15 protein-coding genes and 1 pseudogene are annotated in these 14,879 nt (G+C 48.2%); 12 read left to right on the top strand and 4 right to left on the bottom strand.

The annotated features are described in order from the left end of the window. The first annotated feature begins 5 nt into the window (after window positions 1-5). The 12 genes and pseudogenes from glmS (at window position 6) to G535_RS0105430 (ending at window position 8,271) form a co-directional block, all read left to right on the top strand. A complete protein-coding gene (gene glmS, locus G535_RS0105485) occupies window positions 6-1,838 on the top strand; it encodes a glutamine--fructose-6-phosphate transaminase (isomerizing) (protein ID WP_026861141.1) in 1,833 nt (610 codons plus the stop codon). A gap of 158 nt (window positions 1,839-1,996) precedes the next feature. Continuing rightward, window positions 1,997-2,950, top strand: a complete 954-nt coding sequence (locus G535_RS0105480) for a hypothetical protein (protein WP_026861140.1) — start codon at window positions 1,997-1,999, stop codon at window positions 2,948-2,950. A 10-nt stretch (window positions 2,951-2,960) separates the two neighbouring features. Then, complete coding sequence (locus G535_RS0105475; RefSeq protein ID WP_026861139.1) at window positions 2,961-3,290, top strand: DMT family transporter; 330 nt, start codon at window positions 2,961-2,963, stop codon at window positions 3,288-3,290. Window positions 3,291-3,490: 200 nt separating this feature from the next. Further along, window positions 3,491-3,628 (top strand): annotated as a pseudogene (locus G535_RS14275) (excalibur calcium-binding domain-containing protein); the annotation flags it as partial. Between the two features lie 76 nt (window positions 3,629-3,704). Continuing rightward, window positions 3,705-4,778: a DUF5694 domain-containing protein gene (locus tag G535_RS0105465; RefSeq protein ID WP_026861137.1), complete on the top strand. Its 1,074-nt coding sequence runs from the start codon at window positions 3,705-3,707 to the stop codon at window positions 4,776-4,778. 9 nt (window positions 4,779-4,787) lie between these two features. Further along, the gene (locus G535_RS0105460; RefSeq protein ID WP_026861136.1) at window positions 4,788-5,138 is read left to right on the top strand and encodes a hypothetical protein; all 351 of its coding nucleotides are present in this window, start codon (window positions 4,788-4,790) and stop codon (window positions 5,136-5,138) included. A gap of 21 nt (window positions 5,139-5,159) precedes the next feature. Then, a complete protein-coding gene (locus G535_RS0105455) occupies window positions 5,160-5,486 on the top strand; it encodes a hypothetical protein (RefSeq protein WP_026861135.1) in 327 nt (108 codons plus the stop codon). A gap of 15 nt (window positions 5,487-5,501) precedes the next feature. Beyond that, window positions 5,502-5,840, top strand: coding sequence for a tRNA-binding protein (locus G535_RS0105450; RefSeq protein ID WP_026861134.1), 339 nt, complete (start codon window positions 5,502-5,504; stop codon window positions 5,838-5,840). Window positions 5,841-6,011: 171 nt separating this feature from the next. After that, on the top strand, window positions 6,012-6,971 hold the full coding sequence (locus G535_RS0105445; protein WP_026861133.1) for a hypothetical protein: 960 nt from the start codon (window positions 6,012-6,014) through the stop codon (window positions 6,969-6,971). Between the two features lie 38 nt (window positions 6,972-7,009). After that, complete coding sequence (gene catB / locus G535_RS0105440) at window positions 7,010-7,645, top strand: type B chloramphenicol O-acetyltransferase (protein WP_026861132.1); 636 nt, start codon at window positions 7,010-7,012, stop codon at window positions 7,643-7,645. A 77-nt stretch (window positions 7,646-7,722) separates the two neighbouring features. Next, complete coding sequence (locus G535_RS0105435; RefSeq protein ID WP_026861131.1) at window positions 7,723-7,968, top strand: GlsB/YeaQ/YmgE family stress response membrane protein; 246 nt, start codon at window positions 7,723-7,725, stop codon at window positions 7,966-7,968. Window positions 7,969-8,019: 51 nt separating this feature from the next. After that, the gene (locus tag G535_RS0105430) at window positions 8,020-8,271 is read left to right on the top strand and encodes a hypothetical protein (RefSeq protein ID WP_026861130.1); all 252 of its coding nucleotides are present in this window, start codon (window positions 8,020-8,022) and stop codon (window positions 8,269-8,271) included. A 6-nt stretch (window positions 8,272-8,277) separates the two neighbouring features. Here G535_RS0105430 and G535_RS13005 read toward each other — a convergent pair whose 3' ends face one another. The 4 genes from G535_RS13005 to G535_RS0105410 all read right to left on the bottom strand — a co-directional run bounded on the left by G535_RS13005 (window position 8,278) and on the right by G535_RS0105410 (window position 14,636). Next, window positions 8,278-9,018 carry an SAM-dependent methyltransferase gene (locus G535_RS13005; protein ID WP_051206981.1) on the bottom strand — a complete coding sequence of 247 codons (741 nt, stop codon included), beginning with the start codon at window positions 9,016-9,018 and terminating at the stop codon, window positions 8,278-8,280. After that, complete coding sequence (locus tag G535_RS13000; RefSeq protein ID WP_051206980.1) at window positions 8,999-10,681, bottom strand: putative bifunctional diguanylate cyclase/phosphodiesterase; 1,683 nt, start codon at window positions 10,679-10,681, stop codon at window positions 8,999-9,001. The genes G535_RS13005 and G535_RS13000 overlap by 20 nt, the downstream gene beginning before the upstream one ends. Window positions 10,682-10,747: 66 nt before the next feature. Further along, complete coding sequence (yghU, locus tag G535_RS0105415) at window positions 10,748-11,599, bottom strand: glutathione-dependent disulfide-bond oxidoreductase (RefSeq protein ID WP_026861129.1); 852 nt, start codon at window positions 11,597-11,599, stop codon at window positions 10,748-10,750. A 91-nt stretch (window positions 11,600-11,690) separates the two neighbouring features. Beyond that, window positions 11,691-14,636: a TonB-dependent receptor domain-containing protein gene (locus G535_RS0105410; RefSeq protein WP_026861128.1), complete on the bottom strand. Its 2,946-nt coding sequence runs from the start codon at window positions 14,634-14,636 to the stop codon at window positions 11,691-11,693. Window positions 14,637-14,879: the final 243 nt, after the last annotated feature.

Here is a 14,879-nt window from a genome sequence, read left to right as displayed (position 1 = left end):
GTAGTATGTGTGGTATTGTTGGCGCAACGTCGGAACGTCGCATCAGTGAGATCCTCCTCGAAGGTCTGAAGCGTCTTGAGTACCGTGGCTACGATTCAGCAGGGTTAGCTGTATTGAGCGACGATGGAGTGATTGAAAGCATGCGTCGTACCGGTAAGGTACAAGCCTTGAAGGACGCGGTGGGTGAGCACCCCTTATCAGGCACCACTGGTATCGCGCATACTCGTTGGGCCACCCATGGTGGCGTTACCGAAGCTAATGCCCATCCGCATATCTCTCATAACTGTATTGCGGTGGTGCACAACGGCATTATCGAAAACCATGAAACGCTGCGCGAACAGTTGATTGCACAAGGCTATACCTTCGATTCTGACACCGATACCGAAGTGATTTGCCACTTGGTGCATCAGGCACGTAAAACGCACGACGATTTGTTTGATGCCGTGCAAGCTGCCGTGCGCCAACTTGAAGGGGCTTACGGTACTGTGGTTATGGACTGCAAAGAGCCCGGCCGTTTGGTCGTCGCGCGTTCAGGCAGCCCGCTGGTGATCGGCTTAGGTATTGGTGAGAACTTTATCGCCTCGGATCAATTAGCCTTGTTACCTGTGACACGTCGTTTTATGTACCTTGAAGAAGGTGATATGGCGGATATCACGCGCACCGCGGTGAAAGTATATAACGCGGCCGGTGAGCCAGTAACCCGTGAGATCCATGAGTCTGATGGCCAGTACGATGCCGGTGGTAAAGGCAACTACCGACACTATATGCTGAAAGAAATTCACGAACAGCCAAGTGCCGTGCGTAATGCGCTTGATGGCCGATTGTTGGACGGTAAAGTTGCTGATAACGCCTTTGGTGAAGGGGCGATGGAACTGCTGAAAGGCATCGAGCACGTGCAAATTGTGGCCTGTGGGACCTCGTACCATGCCGGTATGGTGGCGCGCTATTGGTTAGAAGCTCTGGCCGGTGTGTCGTGCAATGTCGAAATTGCCTCAGAATTCCGTTATCGCCAGTCTTATGTGCATCCAAATAGCCTATTGGTGACCATTTCACAGTCAGGTGAAACGGCCGATACCCTAGCCGCATTGCGCTTGTCGAAAGAGCTTGGCTATAAGGGCTCGTTGACCATTTGTAACGTGTCGACGTCATCGATGGTACGCGAATCTGATTTAGCGTACATGACCCGTGCTGGTACCGAGATTGGCGTCGCTTCAACCAAAGCCTTTACGACGCAGTTGGTGGGCTTATTGATGTTGGTGTTGGCCTTAGGTCAGTCACGTGGCCTTTCTGCGGACAAACAAGAACATATTGTTACCGCTTTGAAAGCCTTGCCATCGAAGCTTGAAGAAGCTTTGCTGTTAAGTGATGAGATTGAAGCCTTAGCACCTGAGTTTGCCGACAAATACCATAGCTTGTTCCTCGGTCGAGGCTCACAGTACCCGATCGCGATGGAAGGCGCCTTGAAGCTCAAAGAGATCTCTTACATTCACGCGGAAGCTTATGCTGCTGGCGAGCTCAAACATGGCCCATTGGCGTTGATTGACGCTGAAATGCCAGTGATTGTGGTGGCGCCGAATGATGAGCTGCTCGAGAAGTTGAAGTCGAATGTCGAAGAAGTTCGTGCCCGTGGCGGCATCATGTACGTGTTCGCCGATAAAGACGCTAACTTCAAAGGCGATGAGAACATGCGTGTGATCAACGTCAGCCATTGCGACGAGCTGATTGCGCCGATCGTGTACACCATTCCGTTACAGTTGCTGTCGTACTTCGCTGCCATCATCAAAGGCACCGACGTCGACCAACCACGTAACCTCGCCAAGTCGGTGACGGTTGAGTAAGCCGGTGGTAACACTTTGTGATTAAGGGCTCTTCGGAGCCCTTTTTTGTTGGTGAGCTGGTCTTCAAAAACCGCTGTGTTGACCCTCCTCGCTTGTCTTGTTAAATTTAACAAAAATAAAACATAAGGCCATTTCAAAGCAAGGCATGTTCGAATCGGATGAAACGCATTATTTTAGGAGGGCTTACCCTCCTCATCGCTGTGTCAGCCTATTACTACGTTCAAACACCGGAGCCTGCAGCGCTGGGCTCTGTTGCGCCTACTTCGGAGCCGCCGGAGAAGTTAAGCCCCACGATTCCTACAAATAGCCCAGCGGCATCCCAAACCGAAATGTCCAGCACGCCCGCAGAGCAAAGCGCACTGGATGAGAAAGCATTACGTATTGCGGCAGCACTGGAAAGGTTTGGTGATTTACGCGGTAGAGCGTTGATGGATGCTTTGAAGGAGGATCCTTTAGCCAAGGGCATTGGCGCGGAGATATTGCTGGCGATGGTTGAAGCTGGGTATTTGGATAGCAATGAATCTATCTTTGCTTCAGGGGAATTTGGCGCTTACTCGCCGATGTATATGGCAGTTTTGATTACTGAAGGCGAACTGAGTACGGAATATTTTCAACGTTTTCTAGATTTAGGCGCACAAGTGGCTACAGACGATGATTGGTTAAATTTAATGGCTTTCTCGGAACTAGATAAAGGCGTCATAGAGCTCTGGTATGAAGCTGCCGCGGTTGGACCAGAACTGCACCAACAACTGATTAATTATAGTTTATATGACGGTAGTTTAGTGCTTAGTGACCTTATTATGAATGATAAAGGTGGTCGCTATGATTCACTAACCTATAGTGGCGACTACTACGAGAATACTCTTGAAACGTTGACCTCTTATCAATCGACAACCGACGAAAAAATCGAAGATTTTTACCAACGAGAATCGGCTTATATCGCTGAGGGACAATCATTTAATATTTTCTATTTTCACGAGAGCTCGATACGCCGTGCAGAGTTGTTAATCAACTATGGTAACTTGCCCGTAGAACAACGGCAGCAAGTGCAAGCCAGCCGCGAGGCTCTTAAAACCGATCTACGGCGCTTAAAAGAGCGCTTCGCTCAGTAAGGAGAGGCACTTGGGTTGGGTGTATTTAGCGATTGCGATTGTATCTGAGGTGATCGGTACGCTGGCGCTGAAAGCGTCAAATGGTTTTAGTCATAGTGTTGCGAGTACGGTGTGTATTGTTGCGTACTGCATCGCCTTCTACTTTTTATCCTTAGTGGTGAAAACCGTGCCCGTTGGCGTTGCTTATGCGGTTTGGTCGGGAGCGGGTATCGTGCTTATCACATCTATTGCCGCGCTCTGGTTTAAGCAAATTCCGGATCTGGCTGCGTTGATAGGTATTGCCCTGATTATCGCTGGTGTGGTCGTTATTAATGTATTTTCGAAATCGATGAGCCATTAGTTTTTTATGAACAATAATGCGGCAGTATAGGAAAAGTTGGCATCACAAGGAGAAGGGCTATGAGAAAGTTACTCTTGCTGGTAATTATTGTTTATGTCTGCTGGCACTATTATTCCCTGAATAAGGTCACATCGGCTGAACAGCCTGCGCTTGACGTAGCGCCGCCGTCAAGTTACCAACCGACTTCGACCCATTCAGGTTTTAAGTGTGACGGCCGCACACATTGCAGCCAAATGACCTCACGTGCGGAAGCTGAGTTTTTCATTCGGAATTGTCCTGGTACCAAAATGGACGGTGACTATGACGGTATACCTTGTGAGAATGACTCTCGCTTCTGATTTATAAATCACTTACCTATCGTTAGACTTTTGTTATATTCTGGTGAGCAAAGTCGCTGTATAACAAGGAAAATTAATGATTCGTATCTTGGTTGTAGGTCTCACGTTGTTGTTTACCAAGGTTGCTGTTGCGGATGATGCGATTGCGCAGCTAAGTGAACGTGTAAAGATGAAAACGCAAGTGATGGTGCTAGGTAGTGCGCATCTCAGCACCATTAAAGAGCCGCTTGCAGCTGATGCGTTGCAAGAGGTGCTTGAACCACTGGCGCGGTTTAAGCCGACAGCGATCGGTGTTGAGACGTTGCGTCCGGAAGATATTATCGCCATGCAACATGGCAGTGAAGCTTATCATCCTATTTTGCAACAGTTCGTCGGCACACGGCTACAAACTCTTGCCGAGCAACAACAGCAAACGCTTGCTGTCACGGCATCCCAGGCGTTAGCAGCGATGCATGAACTGCTGGCTGAACAGTCCCTAGATAGCGCCAAACGCATACAACTGCTTCAGTATGCGATTGCAGGCTATGCGACCGATACCGCCGCGTTGCAGTGGCATTACCTTCAGCGTCAGGCGCCGCAAGATAGCTTGTCATCGGAACTCGTGGATTACTTGAATCGACTCACTTCGACCAACAATGAACGTAACTCCGTTGCAGCTGCACTCGCTCAGCGCTTGCAGTTGAACCGGATCTATCCGATTGATGATCACCTCGATAAAGATATGTACGCGCCCGTGGTTGAACGCTTGATGCCTTCTTATATGGCGTCCGAGTACATGAAAACACTACAAGCCAGTGACTACATTTCGAAGCCTGAACAATTGAAACAAACTGGCTTGGAGCGTGGAGAATGGTTACCTTTATTTCAATGGTTGAATAGTGAGGCGTATCAACAGCAAGTTATTAACACCGACTGGACTGCGTTCGTTGATAAAGATCTAGACCCGGAATCGGCATTGGCGCGTTTTGCGCTGTGGGAAGTACGTAATTTGAATATGACGTCCAATATTATGCGTGTGGTCACTGAGCACATTGGTGGGCGTGTGGTAATTGTGGTTGGGGCGAATCATAAAGTTTTTTTAGAGCGCTATTTGGCAAATATGATTGCTGTGGAGTTAGTGCAGTTCAATGACCTGATCGCTAAAGAATAAGGACATAATATGAAACGCTACTTACTGATTTTCGTTGTTTTGCTAACCTTGGTTGGCTGTACTCAGCCGATTCCACAGGACAAGCTCAATTATGTCGGCGAATGGCATGGCGATGGCGTTTACTTACTTATTTCTGCAGATGGCTTGATGGCTTATCAGCGGGTCGATGGCTCGACGCAGATACAGATGCAAGGGCCGTTGAAAGAATTTAACGGAGATGACTTTGTCTATGGCTTTTTCGTATGGACGTCGACATTTGAAGTGAGTCAGGCGCCCTACTTCGAAGATGGGTCTTGGTACATGGTGGTTGATGGCGTGAAGCTAAAAAAACTCACTGACCAAGAGCTGATAGAGCTCTAACGCACCTTATAAAGGCTTGGCATGGAACAACTCGGTTTTTGGCTATTGGTGATCATGGTACTGCTGTATTTTGTGAGTGCACTTTTTAGTGTGATTGCCGCTGTTGCAGGGCTATTTCGTCATCAGGGTAAGCAAGCCCTACTGAGTATAGCTTTGTTAGTGGGCTGTACCTTTACCACACTGCTTAGCGCGAGTCCGTTCTTGCAGTTGTCTGGCATTATGCGCCTGGATGAGCAGCTGGCGATACTTGCGATCGTTGCGGTGAACATTGGCTTTTTAGTCTGGATCGTTCTCTCGCGGCGTCAATTTCTTGAACACTCCAAGCAGCAAATTTCAGACAACAATTAAAGCGATGAACAGCAAATGGAATACATTGATTGGCAAGATTTTCAAAAAGTAGATATTCGGGTCGGTACGATTATTGCCGTGGATGACTTCCCAGAGGCGCGTCGCCCTGCGTACAAATTACAGATTGACCTTGGCGCGCACCTTGGGGTGAAAAAATCGAGTGCACAAATTACCGACTTGTATCGCCCAGAAACCTTGATCGGTAAACAGGTTTTAGCTGTGGTGAATTTTCCGGCCAAGCAAATTGGTCCCATCATGTCAGAGTGTTTGGTGACAGGGCTACACCGTGACGATGGCTCAGTGGTGTTGGCGACCGTCGACCTCCCCTTGCCAAATGGCGCGCGTCTCGCTTAGTTCAGCCGACAAAAATGTTCTATGTGGAACCATGAAAATGCAGCCGGTATTCACTGTGCTCAGTATGGGGCGTTGCGCGCTGATATTTGTTAGCATAGTGTATCTTAAATTGGCGCACGTAAATGGACGAAAACGTTACACCCCAATAAATGTGGTGTTCAAGGAGCTGTCGTGAAAAAGTTTTTTGTGTTGTTATTTGTGATTGTGGTGGTGGTTGGCTCGTACAGTTACTACGTTCACCAACCTCAAGAAAACACTGATGTTGCCGTGGAGGAAGTGACCACTGAAGTCGTAGCGCCAGCCCCTACATCACCTTCCCAACCTTCACAGAACATTGTCGCAACGCCTGAAGAGGTCCCTGTTGAAGCCTCGGTTGAAGTGACTGAGGCAACGACAACGAACAACGACGCTGATCTCTCGCTGCAAGAACTGTTGGCGAAATACCGAGATATGCCGGTGGATGAGTTGGGGTTTGCGTTGCTATCCAATCCAGAACTTAATGGCCGCCAAGCAGAACTCCTGTTAGCAATGGCAGAGCAAGGAATTATTGGCGTCAACGACAATTTGTTGGGTGATATGTCAGTGATGAGTTTAGCGATGGTTACGGGAGAAATGAGCTATGACCAATTTGAGCAATTTTTGCAGTTAGGCGCATACGTTGCCAATGATGAGTCTTGGCAGATTGCCGTGGGCGTGCAGAATAACCGTCGCATCATCGAGCGTTGGTACAATGAGGCGCGTATTGGCCCTGAGTCGCATGAACAACTGCTGCGCTCAGCGATTATTACTGGCAGCACCGAGCTACATGATTATATCGCTAATGATAAACAGGCACTGTTGGACAACTACCAACTGGCAAGTGACGAATTGGATATGTTAACGCAGTCGCTTTCACAGTTCGGCCAATTTGCCGGTGAGGTCGCAGAACAGATCGCGTCGCATGAAAACCCTGCAGAACAAATGTTTATGCAACAGAATATGGAAAAGGCACTACGCCTTCATATTAATCAAGCGACCCTGTTAGTGGATTATTTTGAGCGTCGTGGTGAATCTGAGAAAGCTGATGAAATGCGCGCTCAAATTGAAGCGTTAAAGGCCCAATTAGAGCAATTGCTTTCGCAAAACGATTAACCCCAATGTCGTCTTCGCGCGTGGAGTTGTATCCTACTATGAATTATTTTGACAGTCCCTTTGCCGGAAAACCCTTAACTGAACAAGTCGAGGACCACCCAAATATCAAGGTGGGCCGCCATAGTTACTACTCTGGCTATTACCATGGTCATAGCTTTGCAGACTGTGCACGTTACCTTAGTCGTGAGCGGGACGATGTTGACCAACTACATATTGGCAATTTTTGTTCGATTGGTTCAGGCGCGGTGTTTATGATGGCCGGCAACCAAGGCCATCGGATGGACTGGATCAGTACGTTTCCATTTTTTTATCAAGACCACCCGTCATTTGCTGCTGCTCAAGATGGCTTTCGGCGTGCCGGTGACACTGTGGTGGGTCATGATGTATGGATTGGCTCAGAAGCAATGATTATGCCTGGGGTGACGATTGGTAACGGCGCTGTGATTGCGAGCCGTGCGTTAGTAACCAAAGATGTTCCTAGTTATGCCGTGGTCGGTGCTAACCCTGCGAAAATTATTAAGTACCGTTTTGCACCAGAACACATTGCGTTACTTGAAGAAATGCAGTGGTGGTTGTGGCCGGATGAGGTGCTGGAAGCAGCAATGTCTCATCTTTGTTCCAGTGCAATTGAGGCCTTGTATTCGTTTTGGGAGAAGAATGTAAAGGCGTCGTAAGTGACTACCATTCTTAGTGATCTTTGCTAGAGTTAACAATGTGTTTTCACTCTATTAACTAAAAGAAGGAACGTCCAATGAGCTTTTTATGGTTTCTGTTGGTAGGTTTAGTGGCCGGTTGGTTAGCCGGTACCTTAGTGAAAGGTGGTGGCTTCGGTCTATTGGGTAACATTGTCGTTGGTATTATCGGGGCGATGTTAGGCGGTTTCTTATTTGGCGCCTTAGGTTTATCCAGTAACGGCGGCATCATTGGCAGTATTGTTGTGGCAACCATAGGAGCGGTGGTCCTGCTGATTATCGTGCGGGCGCTGAAGCGCGCATAATCCCCTTCTAGGTAGTTGCAATCGCCATGTCAGTCATTAACATGTGCTGACATGGCTAAACCTCGCAAAAAACAACCCTCACGCACTGTTCAGGTCTCCTGTGGCAAATGCCATGCCCTGCTCTATAAATACCGTAAAGGTGGTAAAGGCGCGTTAGTAAAGTGCTTCGTTGAACGCATTGTAGATGATCATACCCATGAGGCGTGCACCTGCCCCAGCTGTGGCCAAGTGTTTGCGCGTGAAACCATGATCCGCGGCGCGCCAGCTTACAAAATGATCGGCGGCAAGGTGATGATGAAGTGACGACCTTTAGTCGTCACTCGTGAGTGGTCCTTTGCACAAGGTGCAATCACCATCTGTGCTGGCTGAACTCTCTACATAACGCAATTTGTGCGACGCTTTGCTACGATTCGCAGTGAATTGATAGCGTTGTTCCCGCACGTGTGGCTTTTTGGCAATAAACTGACACACGGCGCCGAGTCCAGAGTGACGATCGCCTTCGTGAATTTCACGTTCAATGGCGTGATTGATTTGGATCTCAAAGCCTTTAAAGGCGCGTGTTAACTCTGCACAGTTGAGGAGTAAATCAGCGTTATCAGGGCCACCTGTGTTGTAGTGTAATTGCCCGTGTGAATACCCTTCAAGTAAAAAGAAACCTCCGGGCTTTAAGCTCGCTGCAATTTGCTCATAGAGATGAGCACGCGCGGCGCTGGGTAAATGGCAGAAAATCGCGACCACACCATCGTAATGTTGCTCTGGAAGTAAGGCGTCGCTGAGGTCGATACATTGCGTTTGCAGTTTAACGCCGCGTTGTTGGGCTAAGTGTTGCGCTTTATCGAGACCCACTTGTGAAATATCCATCGCACATACTGTTGCGCCAAGCTCAGCGAGATAGACGGAGTTACGTCCTTCACCGTCGGCAACGCATAGCACGTGTGGATGTTCGTAGCTGTTGAGCAATGCTGCGGCATGTTCATGGAGAAAATCATTCGGCGCGGTGCCATAAATGTAGTCTTCAGTGTTATAGCGTTCATCCCAAGGGTTGTTCATACTGCGTCTCTCGGTGGTGGTACCAAGCGGCGAACGCGTCGGCGCTTAGTGGTTTAGAGAAGAAATAACCTTGCCCGTAATCACACCCGAGTTCGACCAAGTAGTCAAGGTTTTGCTGGGTTTCAACGCCTTCGGCGAGTGCTTTGATGCCCATTTTTTGGGCTAAAGCGACAGCTGCCGCACAAATATGACTGGCGCCTTGGTCTTCAGGTAAATGCTTAACAAAGAGCTGATCAATCTTTAACAACGAGATCGGCAAGCGATAAAGGTATTGTAGCGATGAATAACCAGTACCGAAGTCGTCGATAGAGACGGTAATTTTTGCTCTGGTTAATCGTAATAGCTCAGAAACGACTTCATCGATGTCTTGGATCAGCGTGCCCTCGGTGATTTCGAGTTCGATGGCACTGCCATCCACTTGAAACTCCTCAAGCAATCCAAACATCATCTGCGAAAACCCTGGTTGTAGTAAATCATGCCCGGTCACATTGATCGAAATGGGGATGGTAATCCCTTGTTGTTGCCATTGTTGGACTTGTTGAATCACCGCACGTAGAACAAATTCACTGATACGAAGAATAAGCGTGCTGTGTTCGGCGTCGGGGATAAACTCATCAGGACGGATCCAGCCACGCTCTGGATGGTGCCAACGAATCAATGCTTCAGCGCCGATCACCTTTTGACTTTTTAAGTCGACCTTGGGCTGGTAGTACATGAGTAATTGATTGTTTTCGATGGCATCGCTCACCTCGGCCATAAGCGCCAGTTGTTTACTGATGTTTGCTCCTACTTCTGGAGTATAGATAAAACTATCGGTGAGTTTTTCATTGGCGCGTGCGATAGCGATCTCAGCGTGCTTTAGGGTTTCATTCGGATCTTGCTCTGAGGCATCGAGGCGCACACCGCTAAGGTGGCGGCTCACGTAAATATTCAAGCCGCCATAGCGGACAGTTTCAGTGATGGTGGTTAAACAGTCGTGCATCAGACGCTCGATGTCTGACATGCCGACGTCGTCTACCAAAACCGCAATTTGTGTGGCATGAGTGCGGTAGACTTCGAGGCTGTACTGTTGCAGCTGGGTGAGGTTGTCAGCGTAAGTTTTGATGATGGTATCAATCACTTCAAAACCAAATGCTGAGCGTAGCGCCATGCTGTTATCGATATTACAGGTGACTAAAAAAGGTGTGCGTCGCTGAGTACTGTAATCTTCTTGCGCCATATGCTTGGCGAGTTGTTCTAATAGAGCTTTCCGATTGGGGAGTTTACTGATCGGGTCTCGCCGCGCGATCACACGTAAATGCGCGACATAGCGGCGGCCAATATCACTCGAGAAGCCGGCCAGTAAGCCGACGGCCGCATACGCGCAGGTACGAAACATCCAATTCAATGGTTCTTGCATTTCTAGGGTGCTGGTATTAATCGGCATCCAAGGGCCGAGGGCAACACCGCCAACCAATGCAATAAGTAGACCGCCTCGATACCCCAATAAGGTGCCGGCGAGGACGATGGGAATATACATGGTGTGCGAGTAAACGTATTTAATCCCACCGGTGTGCCATACCAGCAAGGTAATGAAAGCGACCGCAATAAGCAAAACACTGACAAATAGCATGCGTCGCGGGAGCGAGGCATTACGAAGTAACGACGAATAGATAAGGTTCATGAACAGCGCCTTTTAAAGCATACCCTTTAGTCTTAGGCGCTGTTCATGTGCTTGTCTATATGACGATCAGCATTTTTTCCCAGCAAAGTCAGCGGCGCTATGCCGTTCATGGAGTTGTTCGGCCTCGTCACCCCAGGCGCGATTGACCAAACGCCCCCGCTTTACTGCAGGGCGTGCGCCGATTTGTTTCACCCAACGAATGAGGTGAGGATACTCGCGCACTTGTAAGAACTCTGCCGCATCATAAGCTTCATTGTTCACTACTGCCGCGTACCACGGCCAAATCGCGATATCTGCAATGCTGTATGTTTCACCTGCAATGTAGGTGTGTTTCGCTAATTGCTGATTGAGGAGATCAAATTGGCGCTTTACTTCCATCGCGTAGCGATTAATGGGGTATTCGTATTTTTCTGGAGCGTAGGCATAAAAATGCCCAAAACCACCGCCTAAAAACGGCGCAGCGCCCATTTGCCAGAACAGCCAATTCAGGGTTTCAGTGTGTTGACGCGCATCTTTCGGCAGAAAAGCATTAAACTTCTCGGCAAGATAGAGCAAGATGGAACCGGATTCAAAGACGCGTGTTGGTGGTTGCGTGCTGTGATCCATTAGCGCTGGAATTTTAGAGTTAGGGTTCACGGCGACAAAGCCACTGCTAAATTGCTCACCTTCGGAAATATCAATCAAAAAGGCATCATACTCAGCATTTGACACACCAGCTTCAAGTAATTCCTCAAGCATAATGGTCACTTTTACCCCATTAGGCGTCGCCAAGGAATACAGTTGAAGTGAGTGGTCACCAACAGGGAGTTCCTGATCAAATCTAGCGCCAGCAGTTGGCCGATTGATTGAAGCAAACTTGCCCCCGTTGTTTGGATCCCACTGCCAAATGCGTGGCGGGGTATAACTTGAATCACTCATAAGAAGGTTCCTTTCGTACCACAAAAAAGTCCGTGTTCAGCATAACTGAACACGGACCTGATTTGCGAACTTGGTTTGTAATTAGACTTACTTAAAAGTTATACATCACGTTTAAGAAGACTTGGCGACCAAGTTGATCGTACTGTGAATACAACATTGCGTTACCCACAGTTGATGCAGCAGAAGGACTACCGTACGGAGGCTTCTTATCAAAGATGTTGGTCACACCTAGGGTAACATCTAGGTTGTCTTCAAATGTCTTTGAAACTGAAGCTGTGTGGTAGAACGTGCTTGGTGCATCAGCGATGAAAGTTACGTCTGAACCACGGTAGGTAGTAAGGTTACCACGCGTGAAACGCTCATAATTTTCGACACTGCTTAAATAGCGCGTTGCCCAAGTGTAACGCCAGTCATCACGCTCAAGTGACGCAGTAAGGGTGCCTGAATGGCGTGGGCTACCTAGTAGGCCAACACTATCCAGTACTTCGCTATCTGCGAACTGTTGTGATGCACGCTCGATTTGGATGGTGTGATCCACACGAAGACGTAAGAAACCGACCGGAGTATCATCTTGGTAGCTAGCAACCACATCGATACCACGAACGAATTGGCTCGCAATGTTCACGTAACCACCGTAAACCTCGTCAATACCCCAGTTACCCGTTTCAGTACCGTCGTTACGCGTGAAGCGGTCACAGAACGGCTCGTCTTCAAAGTTCTCTGACAAGTAACATTGATTCAAGATATCGACACCAGTGATGTCGTCGACTTGGTTTTCAATAGTAACTTTGTAGTAGTCGACAGACGCCGCGAACGTATTCTCAGGGCTTGTCCATACCACACCTACACCTTCATAAACGGAGGTTTCAGCTTTAAGTGATCCTGCGCCACCACCGGTATAGGCAGTACCTGAACCGAAGTCTTGTGCATAATCACCGGGGATGCCGTCAGCTTGACAGTTTTCCAGAACAGTTGGGTTGATGGTGCCGTTTTCAACACGTTCTGCCCAGTTCCAGCATGGATCGCTACGCTGATCGAAGAATGATGATTGATCACCTAAGTACAACTCGAACAATGCTGGTGAACGGAATGACGTACCACGTGAAGCACGTACACGAAGGTCATCGTTGATGGCCCAGTTGATACCAAGTTTGTACGTGGTATCACTACCGTAGGTGTTTACGTCGGTCCAACGCGCAGAGGTTGTTAAGTCAAACTGTTTAACAGCAGGTAAGTCGCGCAGTAATGGAACTTGGAATTCAACGTACGCTGCTTTGGTCGATTGACGACCTGCCGTGATGCCTGCGCTTGTCATCCCCCAAGAGTTTTGTGAAAGCGTTGCTTCCCCAGGGGTGTCGACGATCTCATCGGTCTGATAGGCCACACCAAATGCGGTCGCAACCGTACCTGCAGGCAAGTCAAACAAATCACCGGTCATGTACGCATCAATCGCATCTTGCTTATAGATGGTTTTCCCGAAGTCCATACCGAATAAGAAGTCACGCGTACCTTGGTCGAAGTTACCGCGAACGTATTCAGGATCCCAGAAATCGATAGCGTAACACTCACGCTTTGAAATTGGTGTAAGTTCACCTTCACACGGATCACCCCAAACTGCATTGGCAGCCATTTCTAAGGCATCTTGGTAGATGATCTTCGTGTCATACGTACCGCTGTTTAAGCTGCGCTGCCATGAAACATCCCAAGTCCAGAAGCCAAGAGAACCTTCAAGGCCTAACACGCCACGCGTGTAATCGATGGTGGTGGTGCTACCTGAGTGATCGGTTACTGCTGTTGGGTCGAGGTAAACGTAACCATCCCAACCATCAACTAAGCCAGCCCATGCTGGAATGAAGGGTTCCCAGAATTGACGGTAGCTGTTGATTTTCGTTTCACGTACGCTGTGAAGAAGTTCACCGTACATGCTAATTGAGTCAGTTAAGTCATATTCAACTTGACCGTAAATTGACCATGACTCGGTACGTGGGACCATGGTTTGAAGGTCTTGGAACGGGTGATCCGCGTCCAACCAACCGTCTGTTTCACGGCTATAACCTACCGGGTACCAACCATCAGGCGCTGCAATATCACCTGGCTGTTGTGGATCGTAGGTAGGTAAACCTGCGGCCGCACGTAAGCCGTCATAGTCGTAGTTTTGGATGGTCGAGGTATAGTTGCCTGCGCCAGCATCCCAAAGCCACATGCCGTAAGGCAAGTCATTACAGTGGTAATCGTTGGTACGTGGGTCGATAGGATCTGCACGTTCGCCTGTTTCAGCGTCAAATAAGTAACGCTGGCCACAAGCAAAGTGGTCACGGTCGCCACGTGCCATTTCTTTTTGTAAGCGGTAATCAGCAACTAAACGGTATGAACCGCGATCAAATGCTTGACCATAAGTACCGTTGAGACGGTAGTTTTCACCACCTGACTCAGTTGGCTGGTTTGCGCTGAAGTTAATCGCTGACTCGTCACCACGTTTGGTGATGATGTTGATTACCCCGGCAATCGCATCTGAACCGTAAAGTGAAGATGCGCCGTCTTTTAGGATTTCAACACGTTCAACCGCAGAGACTGGGATTGAGTTCATGTCAAACGCAGCAACTTGACCTCGTGTACCTGCGGGACCGGCACGACGGCCGTTCAAAAGTACCAACGTCCGGTTTGAACCTAAGCCACGCATTGAGATGGATTCGTTACCTGCACCACCAGCGGTAACATTACCGACAGACATTGCTGCAGTTAACTGGTTCGAACCTGAAGCGATGGTTGAGGTCCGTAGCAATTCACCAAGTGTGGTAAGACCTTGATCAACGGCAATTTCTGTAGAAATGATTTCGATAGGTGTCGAGTTCTCGAGACCGTCGGTACGGATACGTGAACCAACAACAGTGATTTTTTCTGCTTTTTCTTCGGCTTGAGCGTCTTCATCTTGTGGTGCGGTATCTTGAGCATAAGCGCCCGTAGATAGCAAAGTAGAAGTTGCACCGAATGCTAAAGCTAAACGAATTGATTTAGCAATGCGATTGGTTTGTTTCATTTTAGTAATCCCTAGATCGTTATAATTTTTGTTTTTCGCGAAAACAAACTTGTTGCTTAATTGTTTAAAAATAACTAAAAAAGCGAACAACAATTTGAAGATTAGCTAAAATTTCAAATAATTCACAGTAAAAAGTTTGGATGGGGTTGAATTAGCCTGCGTTGTATGTACAGCTTTTTGGGATACAAAAAAGCTCGCTCAGTAATCTATTGAGCGAGCTTTTGCATTTGTAATAATTGAAGA

It is taken from the genome of Pseudidiomarina sediminum DSM 21906, assembly GCF_000423165.1.
Taxonomy (GTDB): domain Bacteria; phylum Pseudomonadota; class Gammaproteobacteria; order Enterobacterales; family Alteromonadaceae; genus Pseudidiomarina; species Pseudidiomarina sediminum.
This window is presented reverse-complemented; position numbering and strand designations above follow the sequence as displayed.